Source organism: Pseudomonas sp. BB438, from assembly GCF_057180225.1.
Genome location: NZ_CM170001.1, coordinates 6,223,938 through 6,240,690, shown reverse-complemented (window position 1 = coordinate 6,240,690; position 16,753 = coordinate 6,223,938). Strand labels below are relative to the sequence as shown.

12 protein-coding genes are annotated in these 16,753 nt (G+C 65.5%); 11 read left to right on the top strand and 1 reads right to left on the bottom strand.

Going from position 1 to position 16,753, the window contains the following annotated elements:
* Positions 1-29 precede the first annotated feature (29 nt).
* The 11 genes from AC1ZV1_RS28660 (at position 30) to AC1ZV1_RS28610 (ending at position 15,311) form a co-directional block, all read left to right on the top strand.
* A complete protein-coding gene (locus tag AC1ZV1_RS28660) occupies positions 30-2,243 on the top strand; it encodes a polysaccharide biosynthesis tyrosine autokinase (protein ID WP_484294719.1) in 2,214 nt (737 codons plus the stop codon).
* 27 nt (positions 2,244-2,270) lie between these two features.
* Positions 2,271-3,020, top strand: coding sequence for a WbqC family protein (locus tag AC1ZV1_RS28655; RefSeq protein WP_484294718.1), 750 nt, complete (start codon positions 2,271-2,273; stop codon positions 3,018-3,020).
* A complete protein-coding gene (rfaH, locus tag AC1ZV1_RS28650) occupies positions 3,017-3,544 on the top strand; it encodes a transcription/translation regulatory transformer protein RfaH (protein ID WP_484294717.1) in 528 nt (175 codons plus the stop codon). Before AC1ZV1_RS28655 ends, rfaH begins: the two co-directional genes overlap by 4 nt.
* A gap of 29 nt (positions 3,545-3,573) precedes the next feature.
* Positions 3,574-4,572: a glycosyltransferase gene (locus AC1ZV1_RS28645; protein ID WP_484294716.1), complete on the top strand. Its 999-nt coding sequence runs from the start codon at positions 3,574-3,576 to the stop codon at positions 4,570-4,572.
* On the top strand, positions 4,569-5,801 hold the full coding sequence (locus tag AC1ZV1_RS28640; RefSeq protein ID WP_484294715.1) for a glycosyltransferase family 4 protein: 1,233 nt from the start codon (positions 4,569-4,571) through the stop codon (positions 5,799-5,801). The genes AC1ZV1_RS28645 and AC1ZV1_RS28640 overlap by 4 nt, the downstream gene beginning before the upstream one ends.
* A complete protein-coding gene (locus tag AC1ZV1_RS28635) occupies positions 5,770-8,385 on the top strand; it encodes a GH39 family glycosyl hydrolase (protein WP_484294714.1) in 2,616 nt (871 codons plus the stop codon). Before AC1ZV1_RS28640 ends, AC1ZV1_RS28635 begins: the two co-directional genes overlap by 32 nt.
* Before the next feature lie 21 nt (positions 8,386-8,406).
* Positions 8,407-9,525, top strand: a complete 1,119-nt coding sequence (locus AC1ZV1_RS28630; RefSeq protein WP_484294713.1) for a glycosyltransferase family 4 protein — start codon at positions 8,407-8,409, stop codon at positions 9,523-9,525.
* The gene (gene rfbA, locus AC1ZV1_RS28625; RefSeq protein ID WP_484294712.1) at positions 9,522-10,397 is read left to right on the top strand and encodes a glucose-1-phosphate thymidylyltransferase RfbA; all 876 of its coding nucleotides are present in this window, start codon (positions 9,522-9,524) and stop codon (positions 10,395-10,397) included. Before AC1ZV1_RS28630 ends, rfbA begins: the two co-directional genes overlap by 4 nt.
* 120 nt (positions 10,398-10,517) lie before the next feature.
* On the top strand, positions 10,518-11,918 hold the full coding sequence (locus AC1ZV1_RS28620) for an undecaprenyl-phosphate glucose phosphotransferase (RefSeq protein WP_484294711.1): 1,401 nt from the start codon (positions 10,518-10,520) through the stop codon (positions 11,916-11,918).
* Positions 11,919-11,949: 31 nt separating this feature from the next.
* Positions 11,950-13,071 (top strand): polysaccharide biosynthesis/export family protein, encoded by a 1,122-nt coding sequence (locus AC1ZV1_RS28615; RefSeq protein WP_484294710.1) that lies wholly within the window; start codon positions 11,950-11,952, stop codon positions 13,069-13,071.
* 863 nt (positions 13,072-13,934) lie between these two features.
* Positions 13,935-15,311, top strand: a complete 1,377-nt coding sequence (locus tag AC1ZV1_RS28610; protein WP_484294709.1) for an OprD family porin — start codon at positions 13,935-13,937, stop codon at positions 15,309-15,311.
* Between the two features lie 228 nt (positions 15,312-15,539).
* On the opposite strand, the gene aguA is transcribed toward AC1ZV1_RS28610, so the two are convergent.
* On the bottom strand, positions 15,540-16,649 hold the full coding sequence (gene aguA, locus AC1ZV1_RS28605) for an agmatine deiminase (protein WP_484294708.1): 1,110 nt from the start codon (positions 16,647-16,649) through the stop codon (positions 15,540-15,542).
* Between the last annotated feature and the right edge of the window lie 104 nt (positions 16,650-16,753).

Genomic DNA, 16,753 nt, shown 5'->3' with positions numbered 1-16,753 from the left:
TGCACCACCTCAATGGAGGATGGAAGTCCATGAGTGTCATGCCCCGCTCGTCCCTGGAGACGCTCCAGGACACCCGCATCGACGTTGCCGGCCTGTTGCGCCTGCTGTTCGACCACAAGAAGATGCTCCTCTCGATCACCGCGCTGTTCGCGGCGCTCGGGCTCTTCTATGCGGTGGTCGCAACGCCGATCTACGTCTCCGGCGCGATGATCCAGATCGAGCAGAAGAAGAACGGCCTGAACGGCACGCCGGAGGTGATCAACCGCCCCGACTCGGTGTCCATCGCGGCCACCGAGATCGAGCTGCTGAAATCCCGCGCGGTGCTCGGCAAGGCGGTCGAGCTGCTGAAGCTGGACATCGTCGCGAAACCCAAGCGCCTGCCGCTCATTGGTGATTACCTGGCGCGACGCTACAAGCCCGAGGCCGGGCAGACCGTGGCCGCGCCGCTGCTGGGGCTGGGCTCCTACGGCTGGGGCGGCGAGCAGATCAAGATGTTCTCCCTCGACGTGCCGGATGAATACCTGGGTGAGCCGCTGACCCTGGTGGCCGATGGTGGTGATGCCTATCACCTGCTCAATGCCGACGACCAGCTGATCCTGCGCGGCGAGCTGAAGAAGCCGGCCCTGGAAAAGGGGTTCAGCATCGAAGTGGATGAGCTGGTGGCGCGCCCGGGCACCGAGTTCATCGTCGCGAAGAACCGTCTGCTCACCACCACGCTGAACTACCAGAAGCTGCTCAAGGTGGTCGAGGCGGGCAAGGACTCGGGGATCATCTACATGACCCTGGAAGATCCGAACCCGCAGCAGGCCGACCGCATCCTCGACAGGATCAGCCACCTCTACGTGCTGCAGAACGTCGAGCGCAGTTCCGCCGAAGCATCGCAGCGCCTGCAGTTCCTGCGCTCGCAGCTGCCGGTGGTGCGCCTGGACCTGGAAAAGGCCGAGGCGGCCTACAACGCCTACCAGACCACTGCCAAGTCTGCCGACATCAGCGTCGAGACCCGTGGCGTGCTGGACCAGGTGGTGGGTATCGACAATCAGCTGTCCGAGCTCCGCCTCAAGCGTGACGAGTACGACCGCCTGTATACCCCGGCGCACCCGACCTACCAGGCCCTGCTCAAGCAGGTCGGCAGCCTGGAGGACCGCAAGGCCCAACTGCAGAAACGCATCCAGACCCTGCCGGCGACCCAGCAGGAACTGCTGCGCCTGTCCCGTGACATGCAGGTCACCCGGCAGACCTATACCAGCCTGCTGAACAAGGCCCAGGAGCAGGACATCATCCGTGCCGGCACCATCGGCAACGTGCGGGTGATCGACACCGCCCAGGCCAATGTCGAGCAGCCGGCCAAGCCGATGCGCAAGGTCATCGTGCTGCTTGCCACCCTGCTCGGCTTCTGCGTCGCCCTCGGTGTCCTGTTCCTTCGCCAGGCCTTCTACCGTGGCGTCGAGAATCCCGAGGCGATCGAGCAACTGGGCCTCTCGGTGCTCGCCGCGATTCCCTATTCGCGGCAGCAGGAGCGCCTGGAGAAGGAGCGCAAGAGCGACATTATCGGACACACGCCCAAGCTGCTCGCGGCGTCCGCGCCAGGCGACCTGGCCAACGAGGCGATCCGAAGCCTGCGCACCAACCTGCATTTCGCCCTGCTCGAAGCGCGCAACAACGTGGTGATGCTCACCAGTCCGGCACCGGGCGCCGGCAAGTCGTTCGTCTCCAGCAACCTCGCGGCCATCGTCGCGCAATCGGGGCTGCGGACCCTGCTGATCGACGCCGACATGCGCAAGGGCTACCTGCACCGGGTGTTCGGCCTGACGCCGCGCCATGGGCTGTCCGATGCGCTGAGTTCGCACCGTCCGCTGAGCGAAGTGATCCTGCCCACCGAGGTGCCGGAACTGGACTTCATCTCCTGCGGCTTCGCAGCGCCCAACCCTTCGGAGCTGCTGATGCATGACAACTTCGCCCAGCTGCTGCGCGACGCGTCGGCGATGTACGACCTGGTGATCGTCGACACCCCGCCCGTGCTGGCGGTGACCGATGCCGCTCTGGTCGGCCGGCTATGCGGTATCTGCCTGCTGGTGACCCGCTTCGGCCAGAGTCCGGCGAGCGAGATCGACACCGCGCGGCGGCGCCTGGGGCAGAGCGGCATCCACCTGCAGGGCGCGATCCTCAACGGGGTGAAGCGCAAGGCGTCGACGGCGGCATACGACTATGGCGCCTACGCCTACCGCTACGACGCCAAGGACTGAATGGGAACTTAGGGAAGGGATGCAGCCATGGTCCACATCGTCAGCCTCATGCAGCCGTACCTGTTCCCCTACCTGGGGTACTTCCAGCTGATCGCCGCGAGCAGCCTGTTCATTCTTGGCGACAGCCTGCAATACACCCGGCGCGGCTGGATCAACCGCAATCGCCTGCTGGTCGGCGGGAAGATCTGGCAGTTCAGCTTCCCGCTGGAACAGGGCGCGCAGACCCAGGCGATCAACGAGCGCCGGCTGAGCGAGGAGATGTACCTGAACAACCGGCGGCTGCTGAACACCATCCGCCATGCCTACCACAGGGCGCCATGCTACGAGCAGGTAATGCCGCTGCTGGAGGAAATCCTCGAGCACCCCGAGCGCAACCTGTCGCACTTCGCCGAGCACTCGATCCGGCGCATCTGCCACTACCTGGGGATCGATACGCCCATGGCGCGGATCTCCGACCTGGAGCTGGCCGAGAACGTCGGTCGCGACCAGCGCCTGATCGAGGCGGTGAAGCAGCACGGTGGCGATATCTACCTCAACCCGGAGGGCGGGCGGCACCTGTACTCACCCGATGTGTTCGAGGCCCACGGCCTGGAGCTGCAGTTCCTGCGCATGGACCCGCTGAGCTACCCGCAGTTCAGTCCTGACTTCGTCCCCAGCCTGTCGATCATCGACGTGCTGATGTTCAACCCGCCGGACGAGATGCAGCGGTTGCTGGGCCGCTACACCCTGGAGCGTTCCGCTCCCTCGTCCGACCTTCTTGGGGAGTACGAATCATGAACTCCGTCGTCAGCGTGGACCTGGGTGCTGCGCAGTACCGCTGGTACCTGATCCAGACCAAACCGCACCAGGAGCCGCGCGCCGAAGAAAACCTGGGGCGCCAGGGCTTCTCCTGCTACCGACCGGTGGTGATGCAGGGCAGCCGCTCGCAGCCGCTGTTCCCCGGCTACCTGTTCATCCGCCTCGATCAGCAGCACGACAACTGGTTTCCGATCCGCTCCACCCGCGGCGTGGCCCGCATCGTCAGCTTCGGCGCCCAGCCGCTGGCGGTGGCCGACGACCTGGTGGAGGGCATCCGCCAGCGCCTGGCAGCCATGCCCGAGCGGTCCACCAGCGGCTTTCACGAGGGCCAGGTGGTGCGCGTGAAATGCGCCGGCGAATGCGAGGTGGAAGCCATCTTCCTCTGCGACGACGGTACCGAGCGCGCGCTGATCCTGCTCAACCTGCTGCAACGCGAGCAACGCGTCCGGGTCCCGCTCAGCCAGCTCTCGGCGGTGGGCGGCAACGACGGCTGGCGCGCCTGAGGCGCGACCGATAAAGGAGGAGTGGCGAGATGAATGGATCGACCGTGCTGGTGACGCTGACCTATGGCGACCGCCTGCAGTATCTGCAAGAGCTCCTGGCCCGTGCCTTCCGCGAGAAGGACATCACCCGCGCCATCGTCGTCAGCAATGCTTCGGTGGCCGAATTGGACCAGTTGCTCAGGCTTTGGCCCAACCGCGTGCAGCTGATCGAGCTGGACAGCAACACCGGCTCGGCCAATGGCTACGCCGTGGGCATCGAGGCTGCGCTGAACACCGGCTGCGACTTCATCTGGCTGATGGATGACGACAACGCGCCGACGCCGGGCTCCTTCCCGCTGCTCAAGCAGCGTCTGATCGATTGCGCCCTGCGCCACGGCACCGATAACACCGCCGTGCTGGGTTTCCGGCCAAGCCACCAGGCCGATGTCGCCTCCGGCGTGCCGACCCGCTTCATTGCGCCGCCACGCTCCAGCTATTTCGGTTTCCACGTGCACCAGCTGCCCTACAAGCTCTGGCGCCGCACGCCCTGGGGCAAACCCCGGCCGCGCCCGGCGCAGCCGCTGCTGGAGCTGCCGTTCGCCTATTACGGCGGGCTGCTCGGCCATGCCGACCTGTTCCGCCGCATCGGTCTGCCACGTCGCGACCTGGTGCTCTATGCCGACGACACCGAATACACCTTCCGCATCGGCGCCCTTGGCGGTCACCTCTACCTGGTCCCCGAGGCGGGCCTGGACGATCTGGAGAGTTCCTGGAACATCAAGGAGCGCACCTCCAACATCTACGAGACCTACCTGCTCGGCAACTCCGACCTGCGTGCCTATTACGCCGCGCGTAACCAGGCCTGGTTCGACAAGAACCTGTGGGTCACCTCGCCGCTGATGTACCGCTTCAACCGCTGGGTGTTCATCCGCCTGCTGCACTTCTTCGCCCGCCGCCATGGCCGTTCCAGCCGCCTGGCGCTGCTGCTGCAGGCGATCCGTGACGGCGAGGCCGGCGCCCTGGGCATGAACCGGGCCTACCCGCTATGAGACTGCTGCTGCTCAACACCCTCTACGCCCCGCACGTCGGTGGCGGGGCGGAAGTCATGCTGCAGCACATGGCCGAGGGTCTTCGCGCCCGGGGCCATGAGGTGCAGGTGCTCTGCACCGGGCCGGAGTCGGGCCTGCAGCGCGAGACGCTGAATGGCGTGCCGGTGCTGCGTGCCGGTCTGCGCAATCTCTACTGGCCGTTCGACGAGAAGAACCACGGTCCGTTGAAACGCCTCGCCTGGCATGGCCTGGATCGCTACAACCGCAGCATGCGCGCGGTGCTGGCCAAGGTGCTGGAAGACGTCGAGCCGGACGTCGTGGTCTGCCACAACCTTTCGGGCTGGTCGATTTCGGCCTGGGATGCCATCCGCACCGCCGGCCTGCCTGTCGTGCAGGTTCTCCACGACCAGTACCTGACCTGCCCGCGTGGCGTGCGCTTCCACAAGGGGCGCCACTGCGAGCAGCAATGCGCGCCTTGTGCGCTGCTGCGTCGTTCCCACGCCGCGGCGTCGAGCGAGGTCGATGCGGTCGTCGGTGTCAGCCGCTACCAGCTCAACGCACTGCTCGATGCCGGGTACTTCATCGGCAGCCAGAACCACGTGGTCTACAACGGCTCGCCGATGGACGAGGTGCCCCTGTCGCTGCCGGCAAGCGGGCACCGTCCACTGCGCTTCGGTTTCATCGGCGCGCTGACCCCGAACAAGGGCGTGGAGTGGCTGATCGAGCAATTCCAGGCACGCGGCGAGGATGCCTCGCTGCTGATCGCCGGACGCGGCGACGCGGCCTACGTGAACCAGCTGAAGTCCTCCGCCGACCCGCAGCGCGTGCACTTCGTCGGCTACCGCAAGGCGGCCGAGTTCTTCGGTGAAATCGACGTCGCCGTGGTCCCCAGCCTGTCGCCTGAATCCTTCGGCCTGGTGGCGCTGGAAGCCTGCGCCCACCACCTGCCGGTGATCGCCTCGCGCATGGGCGGGCTGACGGAGATCGTCCAGGACGGAATCAACGGCCTGCTCTGCGTACCCGACCAGCCCGCCTCGCTGGGCGATGCCATCCAGCGCCTGGTGCGCGACCCGGCGCTGCGCCAGTGCCTGGCCTCGCGCGCCCGCGACGTCGTCGCCCCGATGCTCAGCGTGGAACGGATGCTCGACGAATACGAAGCCATCCTGCGCCACACCCTGCTTACCCGCGGAGTCCAGCATGGAACTGCAATCCCCGTATCCACGCTTTGAGCTCGACCGCCGCGTGACCTTCGACCGCTCGTTGCTGGCGCTCGGAGTGCTGGTGGCGTTGCTGCTGGTGGAGACCTTCAACGGTGCGCTGCGCTTCTACACCGATCAGGCCGGCCTGTCGGCCATCGTCTACCTGCCCAAGGTGGCCTGCATCGTCGCGGTGGGCTGGGAGCTGTTCACCCGCCCGCAGCAGCGCGGCCTGTGGCTGCTGCTGATCCTCGCGGCAGCCTCGCTGCTGCTCGGCCGGCTGCATGGCGCCGAATTCCAGAGCGGCTTCTTCTCGGTCTTCATCTACGCGCCGCTGCTGTTCGGCCTGCTCTGCGGCCAGTACCTGGAGATGCACCGCAAGGCGGTGGGCTGGATCATCTTCTTCTGCCTGCTCGCCTCCCTGGCCGGCATCGCGCTGGACCTCACCATCAATGTGCCGTGGAAGGGGTACACCTACTCCATGGGCGGCGTGGAGATCAGCGGCAACCGCTCCTGGAGCGCCTACGGGCTGGACCGCATTGCCGGCTTCTCGCGGATGTCTTCCAGCCTGGCGATGATGCTGGCGGTATTCAGCCTGTACCTGGGGTCGTTCCGCCTGGTGCTGCCGGTGCGCGGGCTGATCTACCTGGTGGCGCTGGTGGGCATCGTGCTGACCACCAACAAATCCTCCGCCGGTGCCTTCTTCTTCGCCCTGATGGTGATGAGCATCAGCCGCCAGCGCCTGCTGTTCCTGCTGGCCGCTCTGCTGGTGGTGCTCGGCGCGCTGGCGCTGCCGTTGTACGGCCTGTACGGCCACATCGATCCGTACCTGGCCACGGCCACCGACGACAACCTGATGGGCTCGATGGTGGATCGCCTGGTCAACACCTGGCCGAACCTGATCAAGGTGATGGACTACAACGGCTGGATCTACACCGGCGCCGGGCTGGGCATGACCGGTAGCGCCTACGCGGCCTTCCCGATCTTCGGCGTCGAGCAACTGGCGGTGGCGGACAACTCGCTGCTCTACCTCTGGTGCCTGTTCGGCGTCGCCGGTGTCGCCCTCTACCTGCTGGCGGTGCCGATGCTGATGCGCCTGCAGCGCCAGCCCGGCCGCGAGGCCCGTGCGCTGCTCGGGATTGCCTACTGCATCCTGCTCATCGCCTGGACCAGTGACGTGCTCGAATCACCGATACCCAGCCTGTTCCTCGGCCTGGCCATCGGGCGCGCCCTGCGCCTGCCGGGCGAAACAGCGCCGCACCCGGCACCCCGCACCCTGCGCCTGCAGGGCGGCATGCTCAGCCTGCTGGCCTGTGCAGTGCTGATCGGCGGCCTGCTGCAGTCGCCGAGCAGCCTCGCCAAGGAAGCGCCGGTGGAAAATCTCGGTGCGCCGGAATTCATCGTCGGCGCCAGTACCCACCAGAACATCCGTTCGGGCAACCGGGACGGCATCAACCGCCTGGCCCGCGAGGCCGGCATCCTGTCGTTCCGCGATGACGCCTACTGGTCCAGCGTCGAGCGCGAGCGCGGCGTGCTGTCCATCGATGCCGCGTGGCGCGCGCAATTGCGCAGCACCCGCAGCCTGGGCATCAGCACGTTGCTGATCCTGGGCAACGAAAACCAGTTCTACGGCAACGCCAAGCCGCGCGACGACACGTCCCGTGCTGGCTATCTGCGCTACGTGCGCTACCTGGTCCGCAGCTTCAGGGGGCAGGTCGACTTCTATGAAGTGTGGAACGAGTGGGACTCGGAAAACGCTACCGACAAGGACTTCAGCGACGACTACCTGACCCTGGTGCGCGCGGCCGCCAAGGTGATCCGCGAGGAAGACCCGCAGGCCAAGGTGCTCGCCGGCGCCGTCACCCTCAAGGGCATTCGCCAGGGCTTCGCCGAGCGCATCGCCGCGGGCGGCGTGCTGGATGTGGCCGACGGCATCTCTCTGCACCCGTCGGTGTACTGCGAGCGCGAGATGTCCACCCCAGAGGCCTGGCTGAACTGGTTCCAGGGCGTGAACCAGAAGCTGGAGAACGCCGCCGGCAAGCCGGTGCCGCTGTACTTCACCGAGTTCAGCTGGCCGGCCCACGACGGTGATTGCGGTATCAGCCGTGAGCGCCAGGCCGCCTACCTGGCCCGCGCCTACGTGCTCGTACGCAGCCTGCCGAACGTGAAGGGCGCCTGGTGGTACGACCTGGTGGACGACGGTATCGACCGCACGGACATGGAGCACAACTTCGGCCTGCTCACCGCCAGCGGCGAGCCCAAGCCGGCCTACCACGCCATGGCCAGCATCGCCGACATCATTGGCCGCTACCGCTTCGTCGGCCGCGTACCGAACCAGGACCCGAACGTCTATCTGCTGCGCTTCGCCAAGGCCAGCGAGGAAATCCTGGTGGCCTGGACGCTGGGCCGCGAGCAGACCCTGAACATCACCAGCAAGCCCGGCAGCAGCGACACCCTCTGGCGCCTCGACGCCGTCGACGGTATCGCCCGCCGCGAGGGCCGGCCGGTGCCCTGGCAGTGCCCCGAAGGCGGCGGTGATTGCCAGGCCAGCATCCGCCTCGACGAGTCGCCCACCCTGGTGCGCAGCGCGTCGGCGCCGCAGTTGTCATTGCGCTGACCTTCTCGCGGAGGACCCATCATGATCGTGATCAACGCGCGTTTCCTCACCCAGCAACTGAGCGGTGTGCAGCGCTTCGCCGAGCAGATCTCGCTGTCGCTGGCACGTCTGCGCAGCGACCTGCACTTCGTGGCGCCGCCCGGGGACATCCTCCGGCCGGAGATCGCCCAGCAGCTCAATGTCGAGCAGATCGGTCGCAGCGGCGGCCATCGCTGGGAACAGGTCGACCTGCCGCTGTGGCTGGCCCGTCACGGGCGACCGTTGCTGGTCTCGCTGTGCAGCACGGCGCCGCTTTCGTATTCGCGGCAGGTGGTGGCGCACCACGACATCACCTACGTGCGCCATCCGGAAAGCTTCTCCTGGAAGTTCCGCGCGCTGTACCGCCTGATGATCCCGCTGATGCTGCGGCGCTCGCTGGCGCAGGTCACGGTCAGCGAGTTCTCCCGCCAGGAGATCGCCTCGCACTACGGCATCGACCCCAAGGGCATCCACGTCATCGCCAATGCCGTGTCCGCCGAATTCTGCACCGGCCTGGAGCCCGCCGCGCCCGAGCGTCCCTATGTGCTCGCGGTGTCGTCGCCGGCTGCACACAAGAACTTCGCCCGGCTGATCGAGGCCTTCCGTCTGCTGGGGGACCTGGACGTGGAGCTGCGCATCGTCGGCGCTGCCCACCGCAGCTTCGTCGACGCGCCGTTGCAGCAGAGCGGGCAGGGCGACCGGGTGCGCTGGCTGGGACGGCTGGACGACGACCAACTGATCGAGCAATACCGCAACGCGGCCGTCTTCGCCTTTCCCTCGCTGTACGAAGGCTTTGGCATCCCGCCACTGGAAGCACAGGCCTGTGGCTGCCCGGTGGTGGCAGCCAGAAGCGCCTCGATTCCGGAAGTGCTGGGCAACTCGGTGCTGTATTTCGATCCCCTCGATCCGCCCGGTATCGCCGCAGCACTGCGTCGCGTGCTGCTCGATCACACGCTTCGCCAGCAACTGCGCCGGCAGGGTCAGGAGAACGTCCTGCGCTACTCCTGGGACATTTCCGCGCTGCGGCTTTCCAGCCTGATCGACACCTTTCTGATGGAGCGCTCGGACTACCCGGCGCGCTTCGACGCCAAACAGATCGCCAAGCAAGGAGGCAGATCATGAAAGGCATCATCCTCGCCGGCGGCTCCGGTACCCGCCTGCATCCCATCACCCTCGGCGTGTCCAAGCAGCTGCTGCCGATCTACGACAAGCCGATGGTGTACTACCCGCTGTCGGTGCTGATGCTCGCCGGCATCGACGAGATCCTGCTGATCTGCACGCCCGGCGACCTGCCGAACTTCCGCGCCCTGCTCGGCGACGGCGAACAGTTCGGGGTGCGCCTGCAGTACGCCGTGCAGCCGTCTCCGGATGGTCTGGCACAGGCCTTCCTGATCGGCGCCGAGTTCATTGGCGATGACTCGGTCTGTCTGGTGCTGGGCGACAACATCTTCTACGGCCAGGGCTTTACCGAAACCCTGCGCGAGGCCGCTGCGCGGCCCTCCGGCGCTACCGTGTTCGGCTACCAGGTGGCCGACCCGGCGCGCTTCGGCGTGGTCGAGTTCGACGGTGAAGGGCACGTGCTGTCCATCGAGGAAAAACCGCGGGTGCCGCGTTCGAACTATGCCGTCACCGGTCTCTATTTCTACGACAACCGCGTGGTGGAGATGGCCCGCCGGATTCGCCCTTCCGCCCGCGGCGAGTTGGAAATCACCGACATCAACAACCTCTATCTGGAGCTCGGCGAGCTGCACGTGAGCCTGCTCGGCCGCGGATTCGCCTGGCTGGATACCGGCACCCACGAGTCGCTGATGGAGGCCGGGCATTTCGTGCAGACCATCGAAGAGCGTCAGGGCCTGAAGGTTGCCTGCCTGGAGGAAATCGCCTTCCAGCAGGGCTGGCTCAGCGAAACGCTGCTGGCCCTGCAGGCCGAGCGCCTGAGCAAGACCGGCTACGGCCGCTACCTGCAGCAACTGCTGCTGGACAAGCGACAGTGAATCCGCACCCGGCGAGCTTGCAGGCACTGCGCTGTGGGGTCGCCGGACCTGCGTCCACCCAACGGATTGCGATAACGATGCAGCGGCGTCAGGAGCGACGTCGGTAATCGTGAGGTCATCATGCCCAACAAGACGAAAGGAATTCTACGCGCGCACCAGTCGCTGATATCGCTGGCGCATCGCCTGAGCGACATCCTAGTGATCGTACTCACCGGAGCCGTACTGCTCAGCTCTGGAAACGGTGTGCTGGACGCACAGCTCTGGGTCTCGGTGCTGCTGTGCGTGATGCTGTTCCACTGGCTTGGCGAGCTGAACCAGCTCTATGGCTCCTGGCGCGGCGAGTCGCTGTTGCGCGAATCGCTGAGCGTCACCCTGTACTGGTCGCTGGCGTTCTTCGCCGTGCTGCTGATGGACATCTCCCTGCGCCACGTGGAGCTGGAAGAGCCCCGGCGCCTGGCCTGGTTCGGCGTGGCCCTGCTGATCATGTGCGGCTACCGCCTGGCGATCCGCATGCTGCTGCGCGTCGCCCGCCGCCACGGCTTCAACAGCCGCAACGTGGCGATCTACGGCACCGGCGAAGTCGGCGCGCGCCTGGCCGAGACCATCCTGGCCGCTCCCTGGATGGGCCTGCGCCTGGTCGGCTTCTACGACGACCGCCCGCAGCAGATGGAGCTGGGCGAACGGGTACCGGTGAAGGGCGACCGTCTGGCGCTGATCGAGGCTGCCCGCTCGGGGCAGGTCGACAAGGTCTACCTGACCCTGCCGCTGTCCCGCGAGCCGCTGCTCAACGAACTGATCCGCGAGCTGTCCGACACCACGGTATCGGTCTACCTGATTCCCGACCTGTTCATGTTCGATCTGCTGCATGCCCGTAGCGAGAGCATCAACGGGCTGGCCACCATCAGCATCTTCGACACGCCCATGGACGGCCCCAACGTCGTGCTCAAGCGTATCGAGGACGTGGTGCTGGCCTCGCTGATCCTGTTGCTGATCGCCGTCCCGATGCTGTTCATCGCGGTCGCCGTGAAGCTCACCTCGCGCGGCCCGGTGCTGTTCCGGCAGACCCGCTACGGCATGGATGGCCGGCCCATCCGCGTCTGGAAGTTCCGCAGCATGACGGTCATGGAAGACGGCGCCGCCGTCACCCAGGCCTCGCGCGACGATTGCCGCATCACTCCGCTGGGTGCCTTCCTGCGGCGCACCTCGCTGGATGAATTGCCACAGTTCTTCAATGTCTTGCTCGGCGACATGTCAGTGGTCGGTCCTCGCCCCCACGCCGTGGCGCACAACGAGCAATACCGGCGTCAGGTCAGCCGCTACATGCTGCGTCACAAGGTCAAGCCGGGCATCACCGGCTGGGCCCAGGTGAACGGTTGGCGCGGCGAAACCGACACCCTGGAAAAGATGCAGAAACGCATCGAGTTCGATCTGGACTACATCGAGAACTGGTCCGTCTGGTGGGACCTGAAGATTGTCTTGCTGACCCTGTTCAAGGGTTTCGTACACCGCAATGCCTATTGAGTTTCCACACTCGCTTCAAGGAAGGATTGCCATGAAAAACCTGCTCGCTTTCAGCTTTGTGGTCGGCAGTCTGGCGCTACAAGGCTGCGTGTTCTCCCCCGGTCAGCATCTGACGGATTCCGATATCCAACGCGAAGCACAGAAAGAGGGGATGAACATCACCCTCGTGCCCATCACGCCCCAGGTGCTGCAACGCCAGGAGGCCGCGTTCGCCGCCAAACCCGGTGTGCCGGCTGAGTTGCTCAACTACCGCCCGCCCCAGGAGGACTACGTCATCGGCGGCGGCGATGTGCTGCTGGTGACCGTCTGGGATCACCCGGAACTGACCAGCCCCGGCTCCACCCAGCAGATGGAGGCCAACGGTCGCGTGGTAGGCGCCGACGGCAACATCTTCTTCCCCTACGCCGGCGTCGTGCGCGCCGAGGGGCAGACCCCGGCGCAGCTGCGTACCAGTCTCGCCAGCCGGCTGGCGAAAAAGGGCATCGTCGAACCGCAGGTGGATGTCACCGTGCTGCGCTACGCCAGCCAGCACGTGGTGCTCTCCGGAGCCTTCCAGAACGGCGGGCAGGTCGAGCTGAACAACACACCGACCACGCTGGTGCAGGCGGTTAGCAAGGCCGGCGTGATCACCGGCGAGGCGGACCTGTCCGGTCTGACGCTCAAGCGTGATGGCCGCGAGTACGTACTCGACGTCGATGCACTGAACCGCGCCGGTTCGACCCTGACCGGCATCTACCTGAAGAACGGCGACCAGATCCACCTGCCGTACAACGACCGCAAGAAAGTCTATGTGGTCGGTGAAGTGGAACGTCCGCAGGTAGTCACCTACCGCACTACCGGCCTGTCGCTGCTGGAAGTGCTCGGCAATGCCGGCGGCCTGGCTCCGGAGACCTCCGACGGCGACTCGGTCTACGTGATCCGCGGCACGCCCGACGCGGTTGCCGGCAGCGCGCCGAGTACCTTCCAGGCACAGGTGTTCCATCTGGAGGCCAAGCGGCCGACTGCCTATGCGCTGGCCAAGGAATTCGCCATGCAGCCTCAGGATGTGGTGTTCATCGGCCCGGCCAACATCACTCGCTGGAACCGTTTCATCAGCCAGTTGCTGCCATCGGCCAACATCGTCAGCACCAGCGCTGCCGTCGGCGGTCGCTGATCGCACAGCGGTACCGGATATCGGCCCGGTGTGCCCCGGACTATCCGTCACCGCCATCGGCTTGGGGAATATTCCCACAGCTGTTGGCGGAGCACCGGAATCGACCCATCACCCGAGGGGCGCCAACATTGCGCCCTCGGGTGCAGGGACGCGCCACTCCTTGGGCGGGCTGACCGCCGCATTCCTTTTGGGGTCTTCCCCTAGCACCAGACCCCGAACCCGCCCGCGTTGCAGCGCCGGCGGGTTTTTTTTGCCCGGAGCCGGTGAAACGGGCGACACCTACACCGGAATTGCCGTGCGGCGTACCACCAGAGGCGAAGTGCCGGGCGCTCGGCAGCGGCGTATCATATATTCCATAAAGAAATTACATATTAATAATTAATTCTTTTTGGATTTATGAAGGTTCTTTTATCGTTGCCCTGCGTTGCCGCGAGTTGTTACGGGCGGAGCGGAAGAGGGTGGCGGTTAACCGCCAGTCGGGAGTGATGAGATGGCGGTTTTCCGCTGATCCGGCCCTGGGGAAAGGCTCGAAGATCGAGTCGAAGGCCGGAAAAACGGGAGTGTCGGACAAGGCAGGCCGGTTGGCCTGGGGATTGCCTTGTCAGGTGGCGAATGCCCAGTGCATCGCCACAACAACAAGACACGAGAATCGATCCATGCCCTTCCCATCTTCTGCCGTCTCCCTGTCTGTCTGCCTGCGCTTCGTTCCCGTGTAGCGGGGCGTCGAAACAACCCACGAATCCTGCATGCCCGCCGTGCCTGCCACGCCGTGGCCGCTGCCTGCCATTCGGTCGGACTCCCGGGGGAGCCAGTCGTTGTTGCGAATGGCGTGTTTCCAAGATCAATAAAATGGGGAAATTCCAATGAAAAGCCGCACTCTCACGCAATCGAGCCTCGCGCTCGCCATCGCTGCCGCGGGCCTCGCGCAATCTGCCGTCGCCGGTGGGTTCATCGAAGACAGCAAGGCCAACCTGACCCTGCGCAATTTCTACATCAACACCGACAACCGCAACGGCACTGCCAATCCGAGCAAGCAGGAAGAGTGGGGCCAGGGTTTCCTGCTCAACTACACCTCCGGCTTCACCGAAGGCACCGTGGGCTTTGGCGTCGATGCCCTGGGCCTGCTGGGTGTGAAGCTCGATAGCGGCGGCGGCACTCACTATGAGTCCTCCTCGCAGCGCGGCGGCACCGTCTTCCCGTCGGATAGCCACGGCGACGCGGTGGATGATTTCAGCAGCCTGGGCCTGACCGCCAAGGCCAAGGTGTCCAACACCGAATTCCGTTACGGCACCCTGCAGCCCAAGCTGCCGGTCGTGACCTACAACGACGGTCGTCTGCTGCCGGTCACCTTCGAAGGCGGCCAGGTCACCTCCACCGACCTGAAAGACTTCACCCTGACTGCCGGTCAGCTGGAGCACTCCAAGGGCCGTAACTCCACCGACAACCGCAGCCTGAGCATTGCCGGTGCCAACGGCAGCTCCGCCAGTTCGCGCGACAGCAACAAGTTCTACTACGCCGGTGGCGACTACAAGCTGAACAAGGACCTGACCCTGCAGTACTACTACGGTCAGCTCACCGACTTCTACCAGCAGCACTTCCTGGGCCTGCAGCACAACTGGGCCATCGGCCCGGGCGTCCTGAAGACCGACCTGCGCGCCTTCGACAGCAGCTCCGACGGCAAGAACGGCAGCTCCACCGGCCGTGCCGATGGCTATGTCAGCAGCGGCTACTACGGCAATGGTGTGACCAAGGGTGAAGTGGACAACCGCGCGTTCAGCGGTCTCTTCACCTATTCCGTCAGCGGCCATAGCTTCGGCGCCGGCTACCAGGTGCTCAACGGCGACAGTGACTTCCCGTTCCTCAACCGGGGCGATGGCGAGGGTTCGACCGCCTACCTGATCACCGACGTGCAGATCGGCAAGTTCCAGCGTGCCGGCGAACGTACCTGGCAGGTCCGCTACGGCTACGACTTCGCCAAGGCCGGCCTTCCGGGCCTGACCTTCCAGACCCTGTACCTGCACGGCGACAACATCGACACCAAGTACGGCGACAAGAGCGAGTGGGAGCGTGATATCTCCCTGGCTTATGTCATTCCGGACGGCACCCTCAAGGGCCTGGGCTTCACCTGGAAGAACGCCGCCCTGCGCAGCGGCCTGCCGGTCAGCGGCTCGGGCACCGCGGCCCAGCGCGACCAGGACGAGAACCGCCTGATCGTCAGCTACACCATTCCGCTGCTGTAATCCTCGCGGGCTCAAGAAAAGCCGCCGCTCTCGCAAGAGACGGCGGCTTTTTCATGACGGCCCCACACCTTCGGACGTTGCTGTGGGTAGGAGCGAGCTTGCTCGCAAACGATCCCCGCTGCGAAGCCGTTCGCGAGCAGGATCCCCTGCGGAGGCACTCTTCTGCCAATGAAAAAGGCCGTCGCTCCGGTGGGAGCGACGGCCTTTTTCTTTCAGCGAGTCAGCGTATCAGCGCTTCTGCGGCGCCGGCTGCTGCTGGGTAATGCAGTGGATATTGCCGCCGCCCAGGAGGATCTCGCGGCCCGGCACCATCACCACTTCATGCTCGGGGAAGATGCGCTTGAGGGTGGCCTCTGCCTCGGCGTCCGCCGGGTCGTCGAAGCGCGGGGCGATGATGCCGCCGTTGACGATCAGGAAGTTCACGTAGGAGCCGGCCAGGCGGATCGACGGATCGCGCGGCTGGGTGCCGATCACCAGGTCGATGCCCTCGCACTCGGCGTCGGTCGCATGGATCGGGCCGGGGATAACGATCTTGTGCACGGTCAGTTGGCGGCCCTTGGCGTCACGGGCGGTTTCCAGCACGCGCAGGGCGGCCTGGCAGCGCTCGTAGTTCGGGTCGTTCTGGTCATCGGTCCAGGCCAGCAGCACTTCGCCCGGGCGCACATAGCAGCAGAAGTTGTCGACGTGGCCGTCGGTCTCGTCGTTGAACAGCCCATCCGGCAGCCAGATCACGGTGTCGATGGCCAGGTGTTCGCGCAGCACGGCTTCGATCTCTTCGCGGCTCATGTGCGGGTTGCGGTTGTGGTTGAGCAAGCACTCCTCGGTGGTGATCACGGTGCCTTCGCCGTCCACGTGGATGGAGCCGCCTTCCAGCACGAAGCCTTCGGTGCGGTAGCCGTCGCTGCGCTCGATACCGAGGATCTTGCTCGCCACCTGGTCGTCGCGGTGCCAGGGGAAGTACAGGCCGCCTTCCAGGCCACCCCAGGCGTTGAAGGTCCAGTCCACGCCGCGCACGTCGCCCTGGTCGTTGGTGACGAAGGTCGGGCCGGTATCGCGCACCCAGGCATCGTCGTTGCTGATTTCCACCACCCGGATGTTGGCGGCGTCGGCCAACTGGGCGCGGGCATTCTCGTACTGACCGGCGGACACGCCGATGGTCACCGGCTCGAAGCGGGCAATGGCGCGCGCCACGGCGCTGAATGCCGCCTGCGCGGGCTTGCCGCCCAGGCGCCAGTTGTCCGGACGCTCGGGCCAGACCATCCAGGTCTGGGTGTGAGGTTCCCATTCCGCCGGCATGCGGAAGCCATCGGCGCGTGGAGTGCTGGTCAACGTAGTCATGGGGCGATCCTGGGTTGAGTCATTCGAGAGGGCGACGCCCTCGCTTGCCGTGAGCGGCCAGTATAGGCCGGTACCGGGAATGCGTGGATTTATATCCGATAAAA